Here is a 24,076-nt window from a genome sequence, read left to right on the forward strand (position 1 = left end):
AATATAGAATTCAACTTAAGAAATTATTTCGAAAAGACTAAAATAAACTAAATACAAATTTAAAAAATGAAAAAGAAAATAATTTTTTCAGTGTTTTTGCTTTCATCAGGATTGTTTTTTTCGCAGGTGGGAATCAATAATACAGATCCTAAAGCCACACTTCATGTTGCGGCTAAAAGTAAAACAGGCACCAGCAAGAATCCGGAAGGTATTCTGATACCAAGAGTAGATCGTGAAAGGGCACAATCTATGAATGGTGTAGAAATTTCTACCTTAATATATGTAAACAATATCAATACAGGCTCACAGACCGGAACGGCTGTCAATATTGACGAAACAGGGTTTTATTATTTTAATGGTGCGACCTGGCAGCCTATTCAGAAAAAAGAATCATGGCTAGTGCAAGGCACAATTTTGCCGGCTACAGAAAACAATCAGAATATCTATCACAGCGGAAGTATTTCATTGGGAAAAAATACTGCTTATTCAGATGGTAATAATACTACAACTTTTGATGTAGAAGGCACTTTGCGCGCCGGATCAAACCAAAGAGGTGCAATAGGAACCAATTCTGTGGCTTTGGGTAACAACAATGAAGCTTCAGGTAATTATTCTGTTGCTTTGGGTAACGGAATCTCAGCTAAAAATACCGCTGAAACTGCTGTCGGGCAATATAATAAAATTACCGATGGTTCTGTTTTTTCTGTTGGCACAGGTGATGATGACTCAACAAGGGCTAATATAATTACTGCTGTAAAGAAAACTCCAAATGATAGCTGAGTTGCAATTGGAAATGGAACACAAGCACCGGCACAAACTTCAAACAACGAAAAATTAAGAGTATACGGAGGAACGGTTTCTGATTCTGTTTTTGTTACAAATATTAATAATAATGAGGGAAGTAAAAGTGATCATTTTGTTGTTGCAGATTCTCAAAATGGTCAGTTAAAAACAGTTCCATTGCAAAGAACTTCAATACCGCTGCCTGTAGTAGTTCGATTAAAAACAGATCAGGTTGACTTTTTAAAGAATGCTCAAATAGGTGAAGGTGATATTATTTCTAATATGGAAGTAGTTGCAAATTCTATTGAGGGTTTTGCTTTTAATCCCAATACATCAGAAGTAACAATACCTCCGGGTATATACCAGATCACGCTTGTTTACGAAGCGACTCATAATACAGCATGCAATATAAGCTCTTATTTTGTAGAGTTTCCCACAAATGATCCGAATGCAAGACATAGAATCCATTCTACAGCCTATCATAAAGAAAATGCTTTGTCAAATCATGGCGGCGCTATTACTTACGTTACCTTAATACCAACAGAAACAACCTGGTTGATTAATTTGGGAAGAGGCCAATCTGGAGATTGTGAAGGTGCCGGAATGACTTTAGATGATCAGTCTACGCAAGTCTTGTTTTATAGACTTGGCGATACAACTTCATAATTTATTACCTTTATTTTTTGTTATCTGGGCTCATTCTTTTGGATGTGCTCAGATTTTTACTGTAATTATTATTTCGGTGTTTAGTGAATGTTTTTTAGCTTTGCCTAAAATTTCATACAAGCAAATGCAAAAAGATTTTTTTAAATATCAGGCCCAAACAACACAATTTGCAGCAGGTTTTGAAGTGGAAAAAGCAGAAGGAAGTTATATTTTCGGTAAAAACGGAAAGAAGTATCTTGATTTTGTTGCGGGAGTTTCGGCCAACACTTTAGGACATTCGCATCCAAAAATCGTCAATGCAATTAAGGATCAAGCCGACAAATATCTTCATGTGATGGTTTATGGCGAATATGCTCAGGAAAAACCTGTAGAATTGTGCAGATTGCTTGCAGAAGCGACTCCGGAGCCGCTTGAAGTGACTTATTTGGTCAACAGTGGAGCCGAAGCGATCGACGGAAGTTTAAAATTAGCCAAAAGATATACAGGAAGAGAAGAAATTGTTTCTTTCAAAAATTCTTATCATGGAAATACGCACGGCGCTTTAAGCGTTTCAGGTAATGAAGTTCACAAAAGGGAATTTCGTCCTTTATTGCCAATGGTTTCTTTTATTGAATTTAATAATGAAAATGATTTCGATAAGATTACCGAAAAAACCGCTTGTGTAATTCTTGAAACCATTCAGGGTGCAGCGGGATTTTTAGTTCCGAATGACGATTATTTAATAAAGCTAAAAAAGAGATGCGAAGAAGTTGGCGCACTTTTAATTTTGGACGAAATTCAGCCGGGATTTGGGAGAACCGGAAAATTGTTTTCTTTTGAACATTTCGGCATTGTTCCCGATATTCTTGTGATGGGAAAAGGCATGGGCGGAGGTGTTCCGGTTGGCGCTTTTATGAGTTCCCGAGAAATTATGGAGTCGCTTTCTCATTCACCAAAATTGGGACATATCACGACTTTTGGCGGAAATCCTTTGATTGCTGCCGCTTCTCACGCTACTTTAAAAGAAGTTCTTGAAAGTGACCTGATGAATGAAGTTGCCGAGAAAGAAAAACTATTCAGAGAACTTTTGGTGCATCCGAAAATTAAAAATATCAATGGTAAAGGACTGATGCTTGCTGTGAATCTGGGAACACCTGAATATACTTTAGATATTGCAAAAAAATGTATGGAAAAAGGCCTTGTCGTATTTTGGCAATTGTACAGAAACGAATATTTGAGAATTTCTCCGCCATTGACGATTTCTAAAGAAGAAATCACCGAAGGCTGCCAGATTATTTTGGATGTTTTAAATGAAAATTAAAAATGGATTGCATATAAAATCCCTTAAAATAAGCTGTTTTATCGGCTGATTATTCTAAATTTAAAAGCAAAATATTTGAAAGAAAAATTTTAACAAAGATTTCTGATAAATATCATTCATATTGTACAAAAAAGTAAATACATTTTTGTGTAATAAAAAAATTAATTTATATATTGCGTCACGTTAAAAACAAGTTATATGGCGAAACATAAAGTCCATTACGAATTCCCAATGCATTGTCTTTCAGAGATTTTGTATGAATATTTGGCAAGTGCCGAGGGATTGTCTGAATGGTTTGCAGATGAAGTGATCGAGAAGGGAGACGATTTCTATTTTAGTTGGGGTGGTGGTCCTGCCGAAAAAGCAACTTTGATCAGATATAAGCCTGAAGGTTTCGTGCGTTTCAGATGGGAAGAAGATGAAGGTACCAAAAACTTCTTCGAAATGACCATCACAATTGATGATATCACAGAAGACCTTGCTCTGAATATTACAGATTTTTGTGAAGAAGGTGATGAAGAAGAAAACGCAATGTATTGGGAAAATCTTATCGAAAATCTTAGAATAAAATTGGGTGCTGCTTAATTTATTAGGCTGCGCCGTAATAATGTAAAACTGATGAACGATTTATCGTTCATTATTTTTTTATAAACAATTATACTTTGGAAAATACATATTTTACTTCGGAAGACTTACAATTGAAAAACAGAGCATTTCTTTTGGGAGATGCCGTGAAAGTTTCATTTTTTGTAAGAAACTCAAAGCTGATCATGGATGAAGAATGTTATTTTTTCCTGATGGCTTCTATGCGGAAGATGAGGATGAATATTCCGCTTACCTATACATTAGAATTTTTTCAGACGCTTTTTAATGAAAAAGTTATTCAGGAAAAAAGTGTGGAAAACGGCATTATCAATTTTCTTGTTTTCAGAAATTCGGATGGAGTTACTTTAGCGAAATCTTCAGTTTCATATTATTTTGAGATCAATAAAATGGATGATGTGCTTTCTATACATCAAAGGCCTTTGGAGCTCGATTTAATAAAAGAAATTAATGTAAATAATAATTTGCTGAGCAACATCAGAGTCCATTGTCCGGAAAACATTTATGCGGAAATTTATGCTCAGGAAAATGATCTTGATGAGGTGATTTTGCTTAATCCAAACAAAAGAATTGCGCGTTCTATTACAGGGAATTTATTGTTTTTGGAAGGTAATATAATAAAAGCTGTAAAACAGTCTGAAGGAGCTTATATTTCGCCTTTAATGGAAAATTTTGTTACATTTTTACATAAGAATAATCTTGCCGATATTCAGGAACATGAGATTATTGCTTTTGAATCGCAAAAGGCTGAAGAGATTTTAATGATTTCTGACGAAAAAGGTATTTTTTCTGTAAAGAAAATCAGAAACAAAACTTTTGAAAACATACGTTTTACAGAATTAATTGAAAACTGGAAAAAGAGTTTTAATTAAAATTGACAAACCCGGTAAACAACAGTGAAGTCCTTTACCGGGTTTTATTCTGATACAATCAGAAAGTGTATTTTATTATTTTTCGTTAATTAAATCCACCATTTTTCAGTAATTTCTTTTTCTGTTTGGTTCTTAAACTAAGATATTTCGATCTCGTTTATTCATCAATTTTTAGTTTATCAAAGAACGGAATTTCTTTCTTAAAAATTGGTTAAGGATAACTTAAAAATATGTTAATTAAATCTAAATTAATTTAATGAAATGTCGTCCGGAGAATTTGCCCATAAAAGGTATTCACCGCCAAGGTTTTGCATGATCGATTTCCATAAAGTCTGATCATTCGGAAGAGTATAATCTAAGTTGTAAACCTCTACAACAGTCCACATTTTACGACTCACTTCATTATCCAGCTGCAATGCGCTCCAACCGGAATATCCCGAGAAAATTTTTATATCGTCAACAGTTATTTCATTGCTTATTACGGAACTTACTATTTTTTCAACATCTTCTGTAAGGTAAAACTCATTATTGATTTCTGTATAAAGATCAGTAACTTTTTTACCTTTAATGATGAAAAATACTTTATCATTTTCCACAGGTCCTCCGTCGTAAACAGCGATATTAAAATCAAAGAAATTTTTGAACTTATTGCTCATTTTACTGTTCTTTTTATTCAAAATCAAACCGAAAGCACCATTTTCGTTATGCTCTACGATAAGTACCACTGATCTGGAAAAAATGTCTCCGGAAATATCAGGTGTGGAAATTAATATTTTACCTTTGTACGAGTAATGCATACTCAAATTTAATAAAAAAAAATATGGAAAACCTGCACGACAAAAGAAAAATCTACGAAAAATCTCAACTTATTGAAAGTGAGATTAAAGAAAATCCGATGGAGCAATTCAGGGATTGGTTTTTAGATGCTTCTGAAAATCCTGCAATATATGAAGCTAATGCGATGGCAGTTTCTACTTTGGAAGATGACGGCTGCCCAAGAACGAGAATGGTTTTGCTGAAAGAATATACATACGAAGGTTTTATTTTTTATACAAATTATGAAAGCAGAAAAGGTAAAGCCATTGCGAAAAATCATAAAGCTTGCCTGCATTTTTTCTGGCCCGGTCTGGAAAGGCAGATTATTATAAAAGCAGATCTTGAGAAAATTGCCAAAAATTTAAGTGACGGATACTTTCATTCAAGACCAAAAGGAAGTCAGTTGGGCGCCGCAGTTTCACCACAAAGCCAGGTTATTCCAAACAGGGATTTTTTGGAAAAGAAATTAATTGAACTGGAAAGAAAGTTTGAAAACACTGAAGTTCCAAGACCTGAAAACTGGGGAGGATACATTGCAAAGCCTTATGAAATAGAGTTTTGGCAAGGAAGACCAAACAGACTTCACGACCGGATTCTCTACGAATTGATTGATATAGATTGGAGGATTTCGCGCTTGGCGCCTTAATTGAATTAGAAAAAAAAACCTCATCCGATGAAGATGAGGCTTACTTTTTATAATCAGAGTTGATTATTTTTTCTTAGCACCCGAAACGGCAAGAGCTAAATCGGCACCCGCTTTAAATTTGGCAACTTTCTTAGCTGCAATTTTAATTGGTTTTTTAGTTGCAGGGTTGATACCTTGTCTAGCAGCTCTTTCAGATACTGAGAAAGTACCGAAACCTACCAAAGAAACTTTTCCGTCTTTTGCTTTCAAAGTTGTTGTAACATTTGAGATAAAAGATTCTAAAGCAGCCTTTGCTGCAACTTTAGTGATACCTGCATCTTTAGCGATTGCGTCGATTAATTCAGACTTGTTCATAATTCTTATATTAAAAGTTAGTTAGTAATTATAGCAAATATAAAACAATTTTAAAATTGTGCAAATTTTTTCTAAAAACTTGTCGGATTTTTTTGTTTTTACTGGAAAACAATTAAAATATCATAATTCCATTTTTCACGAAAAATCTAGGTTTCGAGAAACTAAAATTGTGCCAACTCCTTATGTTTATTGACTTTGAAGAAAATTTAATATTAATTGGCGAATTTATTAAATCCTAAATTCTGTATGAAGTATTCATGTTTTTTAGAATATACTTATCAACTTGACAAATAAAAAATTAAATATTTTGTTTGTCATCAAAAATATCCTTCTTTATCAGTATTTGTAAAATTTAGTTTTAAATCATTTTATTAAATATTATTAATAAATTTGCATTATGTTAATAGAAGTATTCAAATCGAAGATTCACAGAGTAAGAGTGACGGCTTCGGATCTCAATTATATAGGAAGCATCACCATTGATGAAGACTTGATAGAAGCAGCTGGTTTGGTCGTTGGAGAAAGAGTTTATATCGTTAATGTAAACAATGGAGAGCGTTTTGACACTTATGTCATCAAAGGAAAAAGAAAATCCGGAGAAGTTTGTCTCAATGGTCCTGCAGCAAGAAAAGTGCAGCGAGATGACATCATTATCATTATTGCTTATGCACAGATGACTCCCGAAGAAGCCAAGGATTTTCAGCCGAAAATTGTTTTCCCGGACGAGAAAACCAATCTTCTTACCTGATCCAATGAAAAATAAAACTAAAAACCCATTAAAATCAATTCTTACGATTGTCGTTTCGCTTGCGTTTGCAGGCTTCTTTTTGTGGCTCGCTCTCAAAGGTTTTGATTTTGAAGTGGTACAGAAATCTTTAGCAAAAGCAAATTATCTTTGGGTAATATTTGCGGCTGTTTTTGGAGTTCTTGCTTATTGGTTCAGGGCGATCCGATGGAATCTTTTGTTGGAGCCAATGGGGCACAAAATCTCAAATTCTAATGCATTCTGGACAATCTCTTTCGGTTACCTTATGAATCTTACGATTCCACGAAGTGGCGAGGTGGCTCGCGCAACAGCTTTGTACGGAGTTGAAAAAGTGCCTGTCGATCAGTCTTTCGGAACAATTATTCTGGAAAGAGTGGTTGATCTGATCTGTATGTTAGGGTTTTTAGGATTGACTTTGATTTTTAAATATGATGTTTTTCTGTCATTTTACGAAAATTCAGATATCAACATCAATTCCAATAAAGTTATAATTATTGTTGCAGGATTAATCTTGGCGACAGTTCTTTTTTTTATATTTAAAAATAGACTTTCAAAAGTTCCGGTTTTAGATAAGATCATCAATTTTATTGACGGAATTCTTCAGGGTTTAACCTCGATATTTAAACTAAAGCAGAAAGTAAAATTTATTCTATACACCGCAGGAATCTGGATTTGCTATTTTATGGCGGCTTATTTGGTGTGCTTTGCTTTGCCTGAAACTTCTCATTTTACTATTGCCGACGGATTTTTCATCATTGTTATCGGAACTTTGGGAATGATCGTTCCCGCAAGTGGAGGAATCGGAGCATTCAATCTTGCAATGAAATATGGCTTTATGGCTTTATTTATTTCAATGGGAAAAAGTGCTGAACTTGGCGCTGAAATCGGACTGACTTATTCCTTTATTTCTTTGCCTCTGCAAATTGTCATAATGCTTATTACAGGATTGTTGTCAATTCCCATGTTGGCAAAAGCCCGAAATAAAATGGAAGCTGAAACTGAAATAAAACCTCTCTAAATTTCATTTTTTAATAAAATATACTGCCTGATCTTTCTGATTGGGCTTTTTTAATATTTTTTTAATCTGATAATTTGGATAAATGGCAAATCAAAACTATCTTAGGCATAAAGTAAAGAATTATGGCGATTAACCTACAGAAAGGACAAAGAATTGATTTAGGATTCACAAAAATGACGATCGGTTTGGGCTGGGATCCCAATGAAGGAACGGGTTACGATTTTGATCTTGATGCTTCTGCAATTATGATTGATTCTCGAAGGAAACTAGTGAGCGAAGATTATTTCGTTTTTTACAATAACCTGAATTCTCCAGATGGAGCTTTGACGCATACAGGCGACGATCCGAGCGGTAAAAATAGTGACGGAGACGATGATGAAGCCATTATGATTGATCTTGAAAAAGTAGATTCACGGGTTGAAGAAATTCTTTTTGTCGTAACGATTGAAGATTATGAAAGAAGAAAACAGAATTTTGGACAGGTAAGAAATTCATACATCCGGGTTGTTGATCAAAATACAAATACCGAAATTGCTAAATATGAACTGGACGAAGATTTTTCCATAGAAACAGGAATCGAGTTCGGAAGATTGTACAAGAAAAACGGCAGTTGGAAATTTGAGGCTTCAGGTATTGGTTACAGAGCAGATCTTTCGTTCTTTTTAGAAAAATATTATAACGGACAGATCATAAAGTAATAAAACTTATTTTGAAAGCTCCATTTGGTATGAATGCTCGTCTTCATCAATGATTTTAAACCCTAAACTTGAATATAAATTCTGTGCTTTGTTGGTTTTCAAAACACTTAAACGAATTGGTTTTTGAGAAGATTCACTAATAATATCATTTAAAATACTTTTTCCAATTCCTTTTCCCTGAAGTTTAGGATCAATCTGCAACTGCAAAATTTCAATGTGATCTTCAGCTTTGTTATTTTTAATAGCCCAATCGGTTTATTGTTTAAAATTATGATATTTGCTTTTTCAAACTCATAAAGCACTCTTTGTAAGTTGCTTTTTCATCTGTTGAAAGATTTGAACTTGCATAATGTTCAGTCATTGTTTTCTTTCTCAGATCCAGCAGAAAATCAATGTCGCTTTTTGAGGCTTTTCTGTATTGTAATTGCATAATTAAACTTATTTATAAACTATCTTTTGTTTGTGAAACCCCATTGCGGAGCATGATTATTTATCCAATGTCTGTATAATTATTTTTTGAAGCTTTTCAGGTTCGTCCTGATGTATTTGATGTCCGGAATTTTCAAATAAAAATAAATCTTTCTTTGGTGCTTTTAACTTCCCAAAATATGCTTTTATAATTTCAGTTGATGTCTGAATATCATTTTTACCTACAAAAAAATAAACCGGACAATTAACCTTTTTTAAAGTTTCAGGTAAATTAATCTTCATTACATCATTCCAAACTGGTGACCAGACTTTTGACCATTGAAGAAAGCCATTTTTAAAATCATCACTTGTTGCATATTCTTTGCCATCTTTATAGAAAAGCCACTTTCTTAAATAAAATAAATCTTCGTCAGTTTTAAAAGGAATATTTACACTTGCCAGTTCTTTACTTGCTGCCTCATTTTCTGTAAAGTGAATTTTTAAAGTTTTCAATAATTCTTTTTCGCTGGCTAATTGGCTGACAACAGGATTTACAGCAAAATAAGAATATAAGAGTTCGGGATGATTTTCAACAATATAAAAACCTAAAACGTTTCCCCAAGAACTTCCTAACAGATATATTTTTTCTTGGTATAATTCCTTTGTCAGAAAACGAATAACCTGATAAGCATCATTTTGCATTTGCTCAAGTGAAGGTTGTATTGGCGAAGGATTTAATTTTAATGTTTTTCCCGCGTCTCTTTGATCCCACTGAACAATGGTGAATTTTTGCTTTAAAATGTTTGTAAAAGAATCTGCATTCTTCATCATTGAACTTCCCGGACCACCCGAAAGAAACAGAAGTATCGGTTTTTTTGAATCATCAGATTTAATTTCTATGGTTTGTTTTATCCCTCCAATTTCGGGCGTAAGAATTGTGTCAATTTTATGTGGAACATTTTCAGACTTCAGTTCTTTTTTATTTTGAGCATTAATTACAAATGGAAATAAAATCGTGATTACAAGCAACAATAAGCTTTTTGTCATTAGTTTTTCTGGTTTAAGGAATTAATAAGTTCAAAGTAAATGATAATAAAAAGTCCTCAAATTTGAAATTCGAGGACTTTTCTGCTTTTATCCAAATGCTCTTTTTAGCAAGCTTTCTACTTTCGGCTCGCTTCCTCTGAAATTTTTATACAATTCCATCGGATCTTTTGTTCCGCCTGAAGAAAGCAGGATTTTATATTTTGAAGCAATTTCCGGATTGAAAATTCCGTTTTCTTTGAAATATTGAAAAGCATCTGCATCCAAAACTTCCGCCCATTTGTAAGAATAATATCCCGCAGAATATCCACCCTGAAAAATATGCGAAAAGCTCGGGCTCATCGCTGTTTCAGGATTTACAGGATACAATTGTGTTGCTTTTGTGTAATGATCTTCAAACTCTTTTACACTTTTATTCTGCAATTCTTCAACTTTTGTATGGTAATTCATATCCAGAATTCCGAAACCTAATTGTCTCAAAGTCTGGTAACCTTCCATGAAGCTTTTTGACTGTTCTATCTTTTCTATTTTTTCGTCAGGAAGAACTTCGCCTGTTTTATAATGTTTGGCAAAAGTTTTTAAAAATTCAGGTTCGTAGCAGAAATTTTCCAGAAATTGTGAAGGTAATTCTACAAAATCCCACTTCACGGAAGTTCCCGAAAGATTCGGATATTGTGTGTTGGCCAGCATTCCGTGCAGCGCATGACCAAATTCGTGGAATAAAGTCGTCACTTCCTGAAACGTCAATAAACTCGGCGTATCTTTTGTTGGCTTACTAAAATTACAAACAATAGAAATATGCGGACGAGAATTTTCGCCGTCTTTTTTGTATTGATTTTTGTAGCTCGTCATCCAAGCTCCGGCTCGTTTGCCTTTTCGGGGGAAATAATCAACGTAAAGTAAAGATTTGAAAGTTTTTTCAGAATTATCACTTCCCGCTTCAAAAACTTCATACACTTTCACATCTTCATGATATTTCGGAATATCGTTTCTTTCTTCAAAAGTCAATCCGAAAAGTTGATTAGCCAATCCAAAAACGGCATCCTGAACTTGATTTAAAGGAAAATAAGGTTTCAATTCTTCATCATTCAGATCATATTTTGCCTTGCGAAGTTTCTCGGCATAAAAAGCATGATCGTAACCTTGGATTTCATCAATTCCATCGGCTTTTGCTAAAGATTTCAGTTCTTCGATTTCTTTTTCGGCGTAAGGCTTTGCTTTCGTTAAAAGCTCATTTAAAAAATCCAGAACTTTCGCCGGAGATTTTGCCATTCTTTCCTCCAAAACATATTCTGCATAATTTAAATAGCCTAAAAGCTCGGCTTTTTGTTGTTTTAAAGCAATAAGTTCTTTGATAAGATTTTGGTTATCAAATTCACCGCCGTCAAAAGATTTTTTACCATTCGCCAAAGCAATTTCTTTTCTCAATTCGCGATTTTCGGCATACGTCATAAACGGAATATAGCTTGGATATTGCAAAGTCACAACCCAGCCTTCCAAATTTCTTTCTTTCGCTTCTTCGGCGTATTGATCAATGATTGCATCGGGAATTCCAGCCAAATCTTCTTTATTGGTGATGTGTTTGAAATAATTGTTGGTTGAAGCTAAAACATTTTGCCCGAACTGAAGAGATTTTAAAGACAAATCCATATTGATTTTCTTTAATTTTTCTTTGTTTTCTTCGTTCAATAAAGCACCGCTTCTTACAAAACCTTTATAAGTTTCGTCTAAAAGCATTTGCTGCTCTTCATTCAGGTTATATTTTTCTTTTTCGTCGTAAACTTTTTTTATTTTGTTGAATAACGCTTCGTTTTGAGATATTTTTGAAGAATATTCAGTTAAAATTGGCGAAACTTCCTGCGCGATTTGTTGTAATTCGTCACTTGTTTCTGCGGAATTTAAGTTGAAGAAAATATTTGATGTAATATCCAGTTTTTCTCCTGAATATGCTAAAGCTTCGATTATATTTTCAAAAGTTGGCTCCTCTGTATTGTTAACAATAGCGTTGATTTCTTCTTCTGATTTCTGAATCAATTCCTTAAAAGCAGGAAGATAATCTTCATTTTTTATTTCGTTAAAAGGTGCTGAATGATATGGTGTGTTGAAATTTTCTGTTAAAATATTCATTGAGTTATTTTTAATTAATGTAAATTTAATCTTTTATATGGATTGTGAAATACACAAATAAGATGCCCGAATCAGGAATTGTGACAAATATTCTTCAATTGAATAATCTTGTCATATGAAAGTATTGATGTTGTTTGAATAACTAATTTTGAGGCTGACTAATTAAAAAAACTTAACCCTTAAATATTTAAACTATGAAAACAATCTTAAAAGTTCTGGGTATTATTATTTTAATCGCGGTGATTTATGGCATTATTGCTATGCTGGCCTTTGATAAAAATTACCATTACGAAAAATCTATTGTCATCAATGCTCCGCAAGAAAAAGTTTGGCAGCATACAGGATCTTTGAAGGCTTACAATGTTTGGGATCCTTTTTCAAAGGCTGATAAAAATGTGAAAATCACCTATTCCGGAACCAGCGGCGAAGTTGGAGATTCTTATCACTGGAAAGGAAATAGTGAAGTAGGAGAAGGTAAACAGACCGTTACTGAAATTATGACGAATGAAAGAATGGTAACAAAGTTGCAATTTATTGAGCCTTGGCAAGGCTTCGCAACATCCACTTTTACGCTTGCTCCTGAAGGAAACGGGACAAAAGTAACTTGGGCAATGGATAACGAATTGACCCCAATGATGAAACTCATGAAACCCATGATGGATATGCAGATGAATAAAATGTTTGAACAGGGATTGGGAAACCTCAAAAAAATATCTGAAAAATAACAAATCAGCCTTGCAATTTTGCAAGGCTTTTTATTTAAAAAAAATATTATCTTTATCTAAAGATTACGATTCATGGAGAAGATAGTATTTGAAAAAAACAACATAAGGAATTATGTGAAAAACGTAATTTCGGAAAAAATAGAAAAGCTAAAAAACTTTTTAGAATTTACATTAGAAGCAAGCCGGGATATAAAAAAGACGCCAAAATACGACAGCACGAGAGAAGAAATACAGGAAGAGATTTATCAGATGCAGAAGCAGCTCGGTGCTTTAAATGACCTTCAGCGAAATATGGCGAAAGTGCTTCCCAATTCCACGGAAAGAGTGCAACTTGGTTCTTTGGTGATCACCAATAAAGCCAGGTTTTATGTTTCTGTTTCTTTAGGTGAATTCTTTTTTGAAGGCGATCGTTTTTACGCAATATCGGCAGAAAGTCCAATGGCAAAAAAAATGATGGGCATGAGATCCGGCGATGCATTTACCTTAAATAATATTCATCAGAAAATTGTGGAGGTTTTGTAATTAATTAGAAATTAGAAATTTAAATATTCTATCCTTCTTAACGAAGGAAGAGTCTAATTCTATTTTTAATTCATAATAGAATTACCTGATCAACAATCAACTTTTTCGTAATTTTGCTTCATGAATAAAGCAGAAGTTTTAAAATCAATTATAGAGCAACGAAGAAGTATTTTTCCAAAAGATTATACCGAAAATGAAATTCCGCAAGAGATTATTGATGAAATTTTGCATTCGGCAACATTTGCTCCCAATCACAAGCGTACAAAACCTTGGCGTTTCAAAATTTTCAAAGGTGAAGAGAAAGCTAGATTGGCTTTGGAAATGCAGGAGATTTACAAATCAACTCAGGCTCCACAAGTTTTTTTAGAAAAAAAATATAATGATATTGGTTTTAAGATCAACAAAGCCGATGCAGTCATTTCTATTGTTGTCAATTTCAGCGGAATGGTTCCCGAATGGGAAGAAATTGCGGCTGTTTCTATGGCGGTTCAGAATATGTATTTGACTTGTACAGCGAATGGAGTAGGCTGCTACTGGAGTTCTCCGAAGATTGTAGATCACCTGAAAGATTCTTTGACGATCGAAGAAAACCAGAGGTGTCTTGGGCTTTTCTATTTGGGCAAAGTTTAATGCAGCTTAATCTTTAAGCATTTTATAAGGATAATCAGAAATCACATATTGAATTCCCCATTTTTGCATTTGCTCGATTTCCTTTTTAGAATTTGAATTTCCGCCGACCAAAGGAACTGCAAATTGCTTGGATTCTTCTAAAGTTTGTGACGTAATTTCTTTAAAACTTGGTGAAAAATAATCAGGTTTAAAATCCAGTTCTGTCAAATATTTTGAAAGTGGCTGTTTCTTTTTATCCAGTAAGCAGGTTTTGTATTCGGGATAATGTTTCTCGATATAACTTAATGTTCTGGGATCAAAAGATTGAATAATCACTTCATCGGGCGTTAGATATTTTTTCAAAACTTTTACAAGAAGTTCGACCACTTCTTTGGGTTTGGGATGGTATTGATCATCTGTATTTTCAGATATTTTGGTTTCTATAAAATAATGAGGACGGCTTAAACCTTTTGATTGACTGTAATTGATGAGTTCCTGCATCACGTTTTCAAGTGTAGGAATGGTTTCCTTTAATTTTGCCTGTTCAGGAAAGGCTGAATTGGATAATACTCCTAATGTATAATTGGAAAGATCATCGGTATTAAGTTCGTAAATAATGTTTTTGTTGTCTTTAGATAAAGCTTTTCCTTGTTTATCAGTATAAATTTTTGAATTGATCACTGCATCATGCGTTACAACCACATCCATGTTTTTGCTGATCATTATATCCATTTCAACAGTTGAGGTGTGATGCAAAGCTTCTTTAAATGCTGTTAAAGTATTTTCAGGATTCAATCCGCGAAATCCTCTATGCGCAAAAACAGTGATATCCTGAGCATAATAGTTTGTCGAAAATACAATGAGAGCTAACAACCATTTCATTATTTTAATTTTTTACAAACTTATATAAAGTAAGTATTTGTGCATTATTAAAATTAATTAACATAAAAAGATTCAAAAACAATTTCAATTTTTGTTTCCAAATTCACTTTTTTAGATTGTTACAACAGAATTTTTATTTATCTTTGCACACTTAAATATTTAACTGGGACGAGTTCCCTTAAAATTCAAACATTATGTCAGTAAAAATCAGATTACAAAGACACGGTAAAAAAGGTAAGCCTTTTTTCCACATCGTGGTTGCGGATTCAAGAGCTAGAAGAGATGGTAGATTCATCGAAAAACTAGGAACTTACAACCCAGTTACTAACCCTGCTACTATCGATTTGAACGTTGATTCTGCTGTAAAGTGGTTAAACAACGGTGCTCAGCCAACTGATACGGCGAGAGCTATTCTTTCTTACAAAGGTGCACTTTACAAAAAACACTTACAAGGTGGCGTTGCTAAAGGTGCTTTTGATGAAGCTGAAGCTGAGAAGAGATTCAATGCTTGGTTGGAGTCTAAAGAACAAAAAGTACAAGGTAAAGTAGAAGGTTTATCTAAAGCTCAGGCTGATGCTAAAAAAGCTGCTTTGGATGCTGAAACTAAAGTGAATGAGGCTAGAATCGCTGCTGCTGCACAAGTAGAAGCTGATGCTAAAGCTGCTGAAGAGGCTGCTAATGCACCTGCTGAAGAAGTTGCTGCTGAAGCTGAAGCTACAGAAGGAGAAACTCCTGCTGCTGAAACTGAAGAAAACACTGAAGCTTAAAACAAACCTGTATGCGTAAAGAAGATTGCTATTTTTTAGGAAAAATCACACGCAGACACGGCCTTGCGGGAAACGTTATCCTTAAGCTGGATACCGATCAACCCGAGCTTTACAATAAATTGGAATCAATATTCGTTGAAATCAACGGATTATTGGTTCCTTTTTTTATTGAAAAGTCATCTTGGAGCAAACTCGATGCTCTTAATATTGCTTTTAAAAACTCTTCTGAAGCATTGGTGGATCAATCTTTAGGTAAAAATGTTTATTTACCGTTGGATACTTTACCGAAACTTTCAGGAAAACAATTCTATTACCACGAAATCATTGGTTTTGAAATTATTGATCAGAACGATAATCATTGTGGTGTCATCAGATCTGTGAATGATCAAACAGCACAAAACTACTTTGTGACCAATCTGGATGGTAAAGAAGTAGTAATCCCAATCATCAAAGACTGGATTCTTGAAGTCGATCGTGAAGAAAGATTTATCAAAATGCAACTTCCTGAAGGATTGATCGATGTTTTCTTGACTCCTTCTAAGAAGGATGAATAGAAGTTACAAATAATTGAAAAAAAGGAAGCAAATATTTTACTGTAGCTATTCCTTCACTAATTTTTTATTGCTAATTATTTATTATTCGTAATTGCCGGTAATAAATAATCTTGTACAATTTTATCAACTTGTGAGTGCGAGTAAGGCTTATTATAAGCTTTTGCAGTGATGACTATAACGATAGGTAGCTCTGTGAAAATGATAATTTTGTTTCCGCCATTTCCGCTAGATTGATAAGATTCAAAACTTTTATCTCCTACTTTATATACTTTTCTCCAAAACAGATAGCCGTACCCTTCAAAATCTTTATTGCCGGAAAAATAATTGGTAAAAGATTTTTTAATCCATTCTTTGTCTAAAATAGTTTTGCCATTCCAAACACCGTTATTTTTATATAACTGTCCGAATTTTGCGAAATCCAGAGCTCTCATTCTTAATCCTCCGGCAAGCGAGATTTTGTGTTGAGGTGTATATTGCCATTTGTGGTTTTTTATTCCAAGAGGTTGAAACAATTTTTGATCTGCATACTTTTCCAATCCATTCTCAATAGATTTATCTAAAATATCTCCGGTTAAAACTACTCCGGTTGTAAAGTAAGACCACTTTTCTCCAATTTTATTGTCGGTCAATGGTAAATCTAACGCAAATTTTATCCAATTATCAGTTGGGTACATATTTTCTTCATTTCCGGGAGAATCTTCATCTTCATCATTTCCATCAAAACCTGAACTCATCGTCAGCAAACTTTTTAGCGTAATATTTTCTTTTTCAGGAGAATAATTTTTGAATGCTTTTAAATCATAAAATTCATTGATTTTTTGATTTTCATTTTTTAAATTATCCATCTTTCAAAGCAATTCCCATTAAAGCGGAAGCGAAAGATTTTCCTACAGAACGGGTGTCATTAAGGCTGTCTCTTTCATAATTATTAAAATATTCTTCCAAAAGAAGCTTGTCATTTTTGATTACAACGATGCCCGTAATATCTTTGAATCTGTTCTCTGCTATTTTTTGATTTAAACCTTTTATTTTTTCGATATTAAATTTTTCATTCGAAACTTTCCAGCCGCTATTGGGCTTTATTTTTTGAACGGCAATTTGATTTTCAGGAATATTCTTTTTAGGAATATCCAGATTTATATTGCCTTTTGCGATTACTTTTCCTGTTTTTAAAGTTGAAGTTTTTAAATAAGGTCTTATTTCAATGCTTAAATTATGGCTTCCGGTTTCTAAAGCATCGATTCCGCCGTTTTTTAAATAAAATCGCATCCACAAAAATCTTCCCCAGGAATCTTCGTTTTTTGAACTGATAAAAGGAATTCCGAAAGTTGTTTTTAAAGTTTTACTTTCTTTTGTTCCTGCTCCCGAGTTAAGATTTTCTACATAAATTAATTTTCCGTCAACATAAAAAGAAACTGATAATTTCCTTTTTTTAACAATTCATCAACGGTTAAAGAAGGATCAAGCTGATGTAAATAATTAATCAAAGAATTATCTTGAAAAATATGGATAGCAAAATCTTTATCTTCCTGAAAAATCATCGTTGAAAGGAAATCTGATTCTTTTAAATTTTCCTCAGAAACTGCTTTATCCATAAAAACAATTGTATTCAAATGATTTTTTTGAACAGAATTTTCAATTTTTTCAGGATTGATGATGTTTTGAGATTTTACAAAGGAAAAATTAAAGAGTAAAAACAGAATAAATATTGAGCTTGATTTCATTTTAAATTTTATAGGAACAAAAATAGACAGTTTAGTTTAAAAAAAATAGAATAGAATTAACATGACTATTTTTCCAAAATTTTTCGATATTTCAAAGGTGTCATTCCGATATTTTCTTTAAAACTGCGGATAAAATGACTTTGATCTGCAAAACCACAGTCTAACGCAATTTCTGTTAAAGATTTTTCGTTGGCTGTAAGAAAAGATAGAGAATGATTAATCTTTAGTTTTCTAATATAATCTCCCAGATTGCAATTGAAATATTTGTGAAAATCCCTACTCAGATGGATTGGATGAATGTCTAACGTTTGAGAAATATCTGTTAAGCTAAATTTTTCAGTATAGCCCTCGTGCAGCAACTCATCAATTTGCTTAACCCAAATTGGTTTCTTTTCTAACTTAGAATTCTGAGTAGATAATTGACTGAAAATATTGAGCAAAAGCTGATGTGTAGAAATTTCAGAAGAGATATCATCTATTTTACTTTCCTTAAAGATTTTATACATTAAAAGTTTTACTTCGGGATTCTTTATATTAAAGCTTCCTTCGAGTTGGTTTTTAGAAATATTCAGATTTTCAAACCATTTTTGGGGTATTTCAATGTGGAAACCTCGTGTAAAACCATCGGGTTTTATATTATAATGCGGATCTTCCCATTGATGGTAGAGTAAAGTTCCGGCAGAGCATTCATAGATTTCTTTTTTGTTTCCTTCAACCACATTTCCCTGAATAAGAAAAGTGAAATAAGCATTCTCGTGGTAATGCAAGTCGACATAAGAATGAGTGTATTCTGTATCTGTGATAATCAGGCCATCGAAGTGCAGCGTTTTGTTGGTTTGACCAAAAAATTCACCCTTATAAAGTGTGTTCATTTTAATTTTTGTTGTAAGTTTTCAATTTGGTCATACATTTTATTAAAAAACATTTTCCGCTCTCTGTTACCGGAACTATTCAGCGATTTCGAATTTTTTATTTCATGTTCAAAATAGATTAAAGTATCATTGCAAGTGTTCTCATCGTTCGTCATCATATAGCCAAACATATTAAATGGAATAAAAAACGACGATTGATATTCATTTTTAAACAAAATATTATTGCTTAAAATTACTAAATCATTCACATAAAAATTGAAATCAGGATTATGCTGAATTTTATATTCGATATTTTGCAGAACACTTCTCACTTCCTCCAAAATAAGCACGATGTCTTTATATTTCAAAAGTCCCATTTCTGAGTAAAAAGAAACCTGCATCAGGATACTCATAATCGTGGTATCATTCCAAACTTCGGTTACATTCTGGCTTTCATACAAATTTTTCAACATTTCATTTTTCGGAGAATGATAAGGAAGATCAAAATCTTCGAATGGACCTAGAAATTTATCTTCGTTCAGCAAGTTCATCCAAACGTAGAATTTAAAGCGTGAAAGGATTGTATTTGAAATCGTGTAAAAAAAAGGAATATCCTTCGCCGAATAATACACTTTCGATTGATTGATGCTCTGAAAAACATTTAAAATCTTCAGCGAACTTTCAAAAAAATACAACAAATCTTCCTGAGTTTTTACGGGTTTTGTTCTTTTCACGACCAGTTGGTTTTCTGTTCCCAAAAACTGATCTATGGATATCTGATAATATTTTGCCAATTCCACAGCTTCCTCAAAACTGAATTTTGCTTTCATCGAAGTTCTTCGGTGTGCCGCGTCATAACTAATATTGAGAATATTGGCGATCTCGTCGTTCAAAGATTTGTCTCCGATTTTCTTTCTGATTTGTTTGAGTAGAATTTCCTGATTCATACTGATTTGCGATTTTCACAAATGTAAAGATTTATTTTAATTTTTTTTCGCATTCAGGTGAGATTGTTCTGTGGGTAGCTTTGAATTATAATTTAAAACTCGCTATTATGAAAACGAAACTATTTTTAATCATTGCTGTTTCATTTAACAGTTTGCTTTTCTGTCAGGACAGCTTGAAAATGACTGATCAAAAAACAAGATTAGTTGCAATTACTCCTTTAAATAAAGAAATAGATAAAGTTAACGGATTGGCATTAGGATTTGGTTTGGATTCTAAATATCTTTTTAAAGAAGAAACTGCTTTAAACTTGCAGAAGGTAAACGGACTTAATTTGGAAATCAATCCTTTAGGAATTTTGTTCTGGCTTTTTTATGATCCGGCAAAAACTGCAAATGTAGAAGCTGTTCAGGTTAATGGCCTCAATATTTCTCCCGCAGGTTATTTCAGAGGGATTAGCCACAACGGTGTGAGTGTTTCTCTTTACAATTATGGTCATACGATGGATGGTGTCATGGGCTCGTTGGCCAATTTTGATATTGAAAAAGGCAATGGAGTTTTTGTTGCAATCTTAGGCGTTTCGGCTAAAGTAATGAAGGGTGTTAGTTTTTCTGCTTTTAATAATACAGAAATTCTCAGAGGTGTTCAAATAGGTTTCGTTAATAAAAATATTGATGGCAAAGGTTTGCAGGTCGGTTTGGTGAATAAATCGAATAAAATGAAAGGTCTTCAGATCGGCTTCTGGAACAAAAACGGAAAACGCACACTACCACTAATCAACTTTTAAGTCATGAGAACTTTAATAATATTCCTGTTGTTTTGTCTGAATCTGTCTGCACAAAACGTCAAAGTTGAAAAAACTGAAAGATCTTTAATCGAATTCGGCTCATTTCTGAACTTTAACAAATTTAAAACAAAGCAAAATGCCGGTGTGTACGCTGGTTATTGGTACAGATTTCCCGCGGATGAATCTAAAACCCATTTGGAATTAGGAACAAATTTCGGTTACAGTAAAAGTCTTTATGAATTTAATTATGGAAAAAACGGACTGCTTTATCCTATTCGCTCAGAAGAATTTATTTGGAATCTGGGAGCCAGAATGGTCAAGGGATACGAATTAAGAAGTGCCAAAATAGAATGGATTTCAGAATTCAGCTTACAGACGTTGTTTTTTAATGATGGAGATATACCGAAAGACGATTCTCAGGAAAAATCTGATAAGGATAATACAATCTATATAGATACTCACAGTGCCAGTTTTTCATCTCTAAAAATTGGTCAGGGAATTCGTTTTTGGAAAAATAATGTGGGAATTGGTGTTCAGGCTTCTTATCTGCCGTATAGATTGTGGTATAAGCAAACTGCGCCAGAAGGATTTAATGCTCTTTCAGCCGAAGCAAGCTTGATTTTTAAATTTTAAATAACATCAAAAAATTTTAAACATGAAAACCATACCTTATCTATTAATAGCAATACGATTTCTTTTTGCTCCGATTATTTTCTTTTTGGCTTACTTAAAAGGCGAAGAATCAAGATTTTTAATCTTAACCTTGATGTTCGTAGGTCTACTCACAGATATTTTTGACGGTATCATTGCCCGAAAAGTAGGCGTTTCATCAGAAAAACTACGACGACTCGACAGTCAGGTTGATTTGGTGTTTTGGCTGTCGTTGGGATTTGCAGCCTATTTTATCAATCCTGAAGTGATAAAAAACCATTGGCAAAGCATTGCACTTATATTTATTATGGAAACTTTATGTTATATAATAAGTATCATTAAATTTAAAAAGGAAACCTGCACCCACGCTTGGCTTTCAAAATTATGGGGGATAAGTTTATTGATTGCTTTTACTTATTTAATAGGATTTCAACAAGCGGGCTGGGCGTTTCATCTTACTATTATTTTAGGAATCATTTCTCATATCGATGTTATTCTGATTATTTTAATTCTCCCAAAATGGCAATACGACGTCCCAAGTTTTTATCACGCCTGGTATATAAGAAAAGGGAAGCTGAGAAAAAAGAGTACACTTTTTAATTAAATCATTTATTTCACTGAAAAACTCATCTTAATTTAAATCCTAAATCATAACAAGCAAAAGTTCCCTCGTTTTTTGTAAATTTGCAAACATTAATTTTTATACAAAAATTTATCAATCAACAAATGAAAAAGCAGACGATTAAAGAAGTCCTACAAGACTACAAAAAAGTATTACATCATGACATTACAGTTTACGGTTGGGTGAGAGCCTTCCGTTCAAATCGTTTTATTGCATTAAATGATGGTTCTACAATTAATAATTTGCAAATTGTTGTTGATTTCGAAAATTTCGATCCGGAAATTGTAAGTAAAATAAGTACAGCATCTTCTCTAAAAGTTGTTGGTGAAGTGGTAGAAAGCCAGGGAGCCGGACAAACTGTAGAAATCATCGCTAAAAAAATCATCATTTTAGGAGATAACTTTACAGAAGAAAGAGATAAAACCATTCTTCAGCCAAAAAAACACTCATTAGAAGTGTTGAGAGAGCAGGCACATTTAAGATTCAGAACCAATTTATTTGGGGCGGTTTTCAGAGTACGTCACGCCGTGAGTTTTGCAATTCATTCTTTCTTTAACCAAAACCAGTTTTTCTACATCAATACGCCGATTGTTACAGGAGCTGATGCAGAAGGTGCAGGTGAAACGTTTGGAGTAACCAACTTTGATTTAAACAATATTCCAAGAGACGAGCAGGGTGATATCGATTTCGCTCAGGATTTCTTTGGAAAGAAAACCAACTTAACGGTTTCCGGACAGCTTGAAGGGGAAACTGCAGCTATGGGATTGGGAAGAATTTATACGTTTGGACCGACTTTCCGTGCAGAAAATTCAAACACAACCCGTCACCTTGCAGAATTCTGGATGATTGAGCCGGAAGTTGCTTTCAACAACCTTGAAGATAACATCGATTTGGCAGAAGATTTCCTGAAATATGTGATTCAATATGTTTTAGATAACTGCAAAGACGATTTGGATTTCTTAGACAAGCGTTTTGAAGAAGAGCAAAAATCAAAACCGGAAAAAGACAGAGCAAAAGAAGGTTTGATTGAAAAGCTTCAGAATGTTATTGCGAAACGTTTCAAACGAGTAAGTTATACAGAAGCGATTGAGATCTTGATGAACTCGAAAGAAAATAAAAAAGGAAAATTCCAATATCCGGTTGAAAGCTGGGGAACCGATCTTCAGTCTGAGCACGAAAGATTCTTGGTAGAAAAGCATTTTGAATGTCCGGTAGTTTTGTTTGACTATCCAAAAGAAATCAAAGCATTCTACATGAAGCTGAACGACGATAATAAAACCGTTGCTGCAATGGATGTGCTTTTCCCTGGAATTGGCGAAATCATCGGTGGATCAGAGAGAGAAGCAAGATTAGACGTTCTGAAAACGAAAATGGCAGAGATGCACGTAGACGAGCACGAACTTTGGTGGTATATGGATACCAGAAGATTCGGGTCTGTTCCTCACGCAGGTTTCGGGCTTGGTTTAGAGAGACTGGTTCTCTTCGTAACAGGTATGACCAACATTCGAGACGTCATCCCTTTCCCAAGAACTCCAAAGAACGCAGAATTTTAATCTGCATCATATATATAGTACCTCTGAAATTTTCAGAGGTATTTTTTGTTCTATAATTATAAGTATTCTCCAATCCTGTAATTTGTTTAAGGAGCTCATTCCAGCTTTCACTACTCGCTTTTTTGCGCCTTTGCTTATCCCTTCTTGCAAAAAGAGCTCAAACATGCCGTTCAATCTGGGCTAGGGGAGTAGTCGGTAGATGATTATTCGCCAAAAAATAAATATTTTTTCCAATTCTTTTTGCTTCAGTCTAGTTATATTTTTTCTAAATTCAATCTTTCCATTATTGGCATTATTGGCATTATTGCTCATTTGAAGATTTTATTTTTCTCTTTTGCTCCGGAGGAGCAATATGTTTGTAGTAATTATTATCCCATTATATAGAGAGCTCCGTAGGAGCGACACCTTTCATTAATAGATTGATATCAATAATCTGTTGGCTTAATCTTTGTAAACAGTACACTCGTTGATGTTGTTTATACCTAGAACATGTCGTTACCAATATTTTCGAGAAACAAAATAGATATTTTGTTTGCTAAATTTCCTAATGATACCCGGATAAAACTACATCTTTACCCATCATTAAAATAATATGAATATTGTGGATAACTCTATAACGTTATTTAATGCTTATCAAACCAGCGTTTTACTTTAATACTTTTCCACAATCAAAATAATTGATTATTAAATATTTGTTTCGTGTAGGTACTTGCCCTATCTTTGCCCCACTGAAAACGAGAGATTGTTAAGGTAGCGCAGGAGCGCCTTTCGGGGCATGAACAT

General features: G+C 33.7%; 30 protein-coding genes. 18 read left to right on the top strand and 12 right to left on the bottom strand.

Annotation, left to right across the window (positions count from 1 at the left end):
- Nucleotides 1-66: 66 nt before the first annotated feature.
- The 5 genes from AC6CHK_RS15870 (at nt 67) to AC6CHK_RS15890 (ending at nt 4,224) form a co-directional block, all read left to right on the top strand.
- A complete protein-coding gene (locus AC6CHK_RS15870; RefSeq protein WP_498097823.1) occupies nt 67-780 on the top strand; it encodes a phage tail-like protein in 714 nt (237 codons plus the stop codon).
- A gap of 180 nt (nt 781-960) precedes the next feature.
- The gene (locus AC6CHK_RS15875) at nt 961-1,449 is read left to right on the top strand and encodes a hypothetical protein (RefSeq protein WP_498097825.1); all 489 of its coding nucleotides are present in this window, start codon (nt 961-963) and stop codon (nt 1,447-1,449) included.
- 124 nt (nt 1,450-1,573) lie between these two features.
- Nucleotides 1,574-2,749 carry an aspartate aminotransferase family protein gene (locus AC6CHK_RS15880; protein WP_498097827.1) on the top strand — a complete coding sequence of 392 codons (1,176 nt, stop codon included), beginning with the start codon at nt 1,574-1,576 and terminating at the stop codon, nt 2,747-2,749.
- A gap of 198 nt (nt 2,750-2,947) precedes the next feature.
- On the top strand, nt 2,948-3,334 hold the full coding sequence (locus AC6CHK_RS15885; protein WP_498097829.1) for an START-like domain-containing protein: 387 nt from the start codon (nt 2,948-2,950) through the stop codon (nt 3,332-3,334).
- A 77-nt stretch (nt 3,335-3,411) separates the two neighbouring features.
- Nucleotides 3,412-4,224, top strand: coding sequence for an aminotransferase class IV (locus tag AC6CHK_RS15890; protein ID WP_498097831.1), 813 nt, complete (start codon nt 3,412-3,414; stop codon nt 4,222-4,224).
- 248 nt (nt 4,225-4,472) lie between these two features.
- On the opposite strand, the gene AC6CHK_RS15895 is transcribed toward AC6CHK_RS15890, so the two are convergent.
- Nucleotides 4,473-5,021: a YqgE/AlgH family protein gene (locus AC6CHK_RS15895; protein WP_498097833.1), complete on the bottom strand. Its 549-nt coding sequence runs from the start codon at nt 5,019-5,021 to the stop codon at nt 4,473-4,475.
- Between the two features lie 23 nt (nt 5,022-5,044).
- On the opposite strand from AC6CHK_RS15895, the gene pdxH reads away from it, so the two are divergent.
- On the top strand, nt 5,045-5,686 hold the full coding sequence (gene pdxH / locus AC6CHK_RS15900; RefSeq protein WP_498097835.1) for a pyridoxamine 5'-phosphate oxidase: 642 nt from the start codon (nt 5,045-5,047) through the stop codon (nt 5,684-5,686).
- 63 nt (nt 5,687-5,749) lie between these two features.
- Here pdxH and AC6CHK_RS15905 read toward each other — a convergent pair whose 3' ends face one another.
- On the bottom strand, nt 5,750-6,040 hold the full coding sequence (locus AC6CHK_RS15905; protein WP_498097837.1) for an HU family DNA-binding protein: 291 nt from the start codon (nt 6,038-6,040) through the stop codon (nt 5,750-5,752).
- A 397-nt stretch (nt 6,041-6,437) separates the two neighbouring features.
- Here AC6CHK_RS15905 and panD point away from each other — a divergent pair, with 397 nt between their 5' ends.
- The 3 genes from panD (at nt 6,438) to AC6CHK_RS15920 (ending at nt 8,522) form a co-directional block, all read left to right on the top strand.
- Nucleotides 6,438-6,788, top strand: a complete 351-nt coding sequence (gene panD / locus AC6CHK_RS15910) for an aspartate 1-decarboxylase (protein ID WP_029294648.1) — start codon at nt 6,438-6,440, stop codon at nt 6,786-6,788.
- 4 nt (nt 6,789-6,792) lie between these two features.
- Nucleotides 6,793-7,824 carry a lysylphosphatidylglycerol synthase transmembrane domain-containing protein gene (locus AC6CHK_RS15915; RefSeq protein ID WP_498097840.1) on the top strand — a complete coding sequence of 344 codons (1,032 nt, stop codon included), beginning with the start codon at nt 6,793-6,795 and terminating at the stop codon, nt 7,822-7,824.
- Nucleotides 7,825-7,946: 122 nt separating this feature from the next.
- Nucleotides 7,947-8,522, top strand: coding sequence for a TerD family protein (locus AC6CHK_RS15920; RefSeq protein WP_498097842.1), 576 nt, complete (start codon nt 7,947-7,949; stop codon nt 8,520-8,522).
- Between the two features lie 6 nt (nt 8,523-8,528).
- Here the strand turns inward: AC6CHK_RS15920 and AC6CHK_RS15925 are convergent, their stop codons facing one another.
- The 4 genes from AC6CHK_RS15925 to AC6CHK_RS15940 form a co-directional block, all read right to left on the bottom strand.
- Nucleotides 8,529-8,729 (bottom strand): GNAT family N-acetyltransferase, encoded by a 201-nt coding sequence (locus tag AC6CHK_RS15925; protein ID WP_498097844.1) that lies wholly within the window; start codon nt 8,727-8,729, stop codon nt 8,529-8,531.
- A gap of 61 nt (nt 8,730-8,790) precedes the next feature.
- The gene (locus tag AC6CHK_RS15930; protein WP_498097846.1) at nt 8,791-8,952 is read right to left on the bottom strand and encodes a hypothetical protein; all 162 of its coding nucleotides are present in this window, start codon (nt 8,950-8,952) and stop codon (nt 8,791-8,793) included.
- A gap of 56 nt (nt 8,953-9,008) precedes the next feature.
- Complete coding sequence (locus AC6CHK_RS15935) at nt 9,009-9,977, bottom strand: alpha/beta fold hydrolase (protein ID WP_498097848.1); 969 nt, start codon at nt 9,975-9,977, stop codon at nt 9,009-9,011.
- Between the two features lie 87 nt (nt 9,978-10,064).
- Nucleotides 10,065-12,101: a M3 family metallopeptidase gene (locus tag AC6CHK_RS15940; RefSeq protein ID WP_498097850.1), complete on the bottom strand. Its 2,037-nt coding sequence runs from the start codon at nt 12,099-12,101 to the stop codon at nt 10,065-10,067.
- A gap of 194 nt (nt 12,102-12,295) precedes the next feature.
- On the opposite strand from AC6CHK_RS15940, the gene AC6CHK_RS15945 reads away from it, so the two are divergent.
- From AC6CHK_RS15945 to AC6CHK_RS15955, 3 genes are all read left to right on the top strand, one after another.
- Nucleotides 12,296-12,826: an SRPBCC family protein gene (locus AC6CHK_RS15945; protein WP_498097852.1), complete on the top strand. Its 531-nt coding sequence runs from the start codon at nt 12,296-12,298 to the stop codon at nt 12,824-12,826.
- Nucleotides 12,827-12,898: 72 nt separating this feature from the next.
- A complete protein-coding gene (locus AC6CHK_RS15950; protein ID WP_498097854.1) occupies nt 12,899-13,348 on the top strand; it encodes a hypothetical protein in 450 nt (149 codons plus the stop codon).
- A 120-nt stretch (nt 13,349-13,468) separates the two neighbouring features.
- The gene (locus AC6CHK_RS15955) at nt 13,469-13,978 is read left to right on the top strand and encodes a nitroreductase family protein (protein WP_498097856.1); all 510 of its coding nucleotides are present in this window, start codon (nt 13,469-13,471) and stop codon (nt 13,976-13,978) included.
- Between the two features lie 6 nt (nt 13,979-13,984).
- On the opposite strand, the gene AC6CHK_RS15960 is transcribed toward AC6CHK_RS15955, so the two are convergent.
- The gene (locus tag AC6CHK_RS15960) at nt 13,985-14,839 is read right to left on the bottom strand and encodes a glycerophosphodiester phosphodiesterase family protein (RefSeq protein WP_498097858.1); all 855 of its coding nucleotides are present in this window, start codon (nt 14,837-14,839) and stop codon (nt 13,985-13,987) included.
- 194 nt (nt 14,840-15,033) lie between these two features.
- On the opposite strand from AC6CHK_RS15960, the gene AC6CHK_RS15965 reads away from it, so the two are divergent.
- Nucleotides 15,034-15,606 (top strand): 30S ribosomal protein S16, encoded by a 573-nt coding sequence (locus AC6CHK_RS15965; protein ID WP_498097860.1) that lies wholly within the window; start codon nt 15,034-15,036, stop codon nt 15,604-15,606.
- Between the two features lie 11 nt (nt 15,607-15,617).
- A complete protein-coding gene (gene rimM / locus AC6CHK_RS15970; RefSeq protein WP_498097862.1) occupies nt 15,618-16,160 on the top strand; it encodes a ribosome maturation factor RimM in 543 nt (180 codons plus the stop codon).
- A gap of 74 nt (nt 16,161-16,234) precedes the next feature.
- Here the strand turns inward: rimM and AC6CHK_RS15975 are convergent, their stop codons facing one another.
- The 5 genes from AC6CHK_RS15975 to AC6CHK_RS15995 all read right to left on the bottom strand — a co-directional run bounded on the left by AC6CHK_RS15975 (nt 16,235) and on the right by AC6CHK_RS15995 (nt 19,682).
- Nucleotides 16,235-17,005 (bottom strand): serine hydrolase domain-containing protein, encoded by a 771-nt coding sequence (locus AC6CHK_RS15975; RefSeq protein ID WP_498097864.1) that lies wholly within the window; start codon nt 17,003-17,005, stop codon nt 16,235-16,237.
- Nucleotides 16,998-17,429 carry a hypothetical protein gene (locus AC6CHK_RS15980; RefSeq protein ID WP_498097866.1) on the bottom strand — a complete coding sequence of 144 codons (432 nt, stop codon included), beginning with the start codon at nt 17,427-17,429 and terminating at the stop codon, nt 16,998-17,000. Before AC6CHK_RS15980 ends, AC6CHK_RS15975 begins: the two co-directional genes overlap by 8 nt.
- Before the next feature lie 119 nt (nt 17,430-17,548).
- Nucleotides 17,549-17,884 carry a hypothetical protein gene (locus AC6CHK_RS15985; RefSeq protein WP_498097868.1) on the bottom strand — a complete coding sequence of 112 codons (336 nt, stop codon included), beginning with the start codon at nt 17,882-17,884 and terminating at the stop codon, nt 17,549-17,551.
- 65 nt (nt 17,885-17,949) lie between these two features.
- Nucleotides 17,950-18,756: a helix-turn-helix transcriptional regulator gene (locus tag AC6CHK_RS15990; protein ID WP_498097870.1), complete on the bottom strand. Its 807-nt coding sequence runs from the start codon at nt 18,754-18,756 to the stop codon at nt 17,950-17,952.
- A complete protein-coding gene (locus AC6CHK_RS15995) occupies nt 18,753-19,682 on the bottom strand; it encodes a helix-turn-helix domain-containing protein (RefSeq protein WP_498097872.1) in 930 nt (309 codons plus the stop codon). Before AC6CHK_RS15995 ends, AC6CHK_RS15990 begins: the two co-directional genes overlap by 4 nt.
- 107 nt (nt 19,683-19,789) lie before the next feature.
- On the opposite strand from AC6CHK_RS15995, the gene AC6CHK_RS16000 reads away from it, so the two are divergent.
- The 4 genes from AC6CHK_RS16000 to asnS all read left to right on the top strand — a co-directional run bounded on the left by AC6CHK_RS16000 (nt 19,790) and on the right by asnS (nt 23,293).
- Nucleotides 19,790-20,467, top strand: coding sequence for an LA_2272 family surface repeat-containing protein (locus AC6CHK_RS16000; RefSeq protein WP_498097874.1), 678 nt, complete (start codon nt 19,790-19,792; stop codon nt 20,465-20,467).
- Nucleotides 20,468-20,470: 3 nt separating this feature from the next.
- Nucleotides 20,471-21,100: a hypothetical protein gene (locus AC6CHK_RS16005; protein ID WP_498097876.1), complete on the top strand. Its 630-nt coding sequence runs from the start codon at nt 20,471-20,473 to the stop codon at nt 21,098-21,100.
- A gap of 22 nt (nt 21,101-21,122) precedes the next feature.
- On the top strand, nt 21,123-21,722 hold the full coding sequence (locus AC6CHK_RS16010) for a CDP-alcohol phosphatidyltransferase family protein (RefSeq protein ID WP_498097878.1): 600 nt from the start codon (nt 21,123-21,125) through the stop codon (nt 21,720-21,722).
- A 122-nt stretch (nt 21,723-21,844) separates the two neighbouring features.
- Nucleotides 21,845-23,293 carry an asparagine--tRNA ligase gene (gene asnS, locus AC6CHK_RS16015; protein ID WP_498097880.1) on the top strand — a complete coding sequence of 483 codons (1,449 nt, stop codon included), beginning with the start codon at nt 21,845-21,847 and terminating at the stop codon, nt 23,291-23,293.
- Nucleotides 23,294-24,076 lie beyond the last annotated feature (783 nt).

This window comes from Chryseobacterium sp. GQ58, assembly GCF_059758895.1.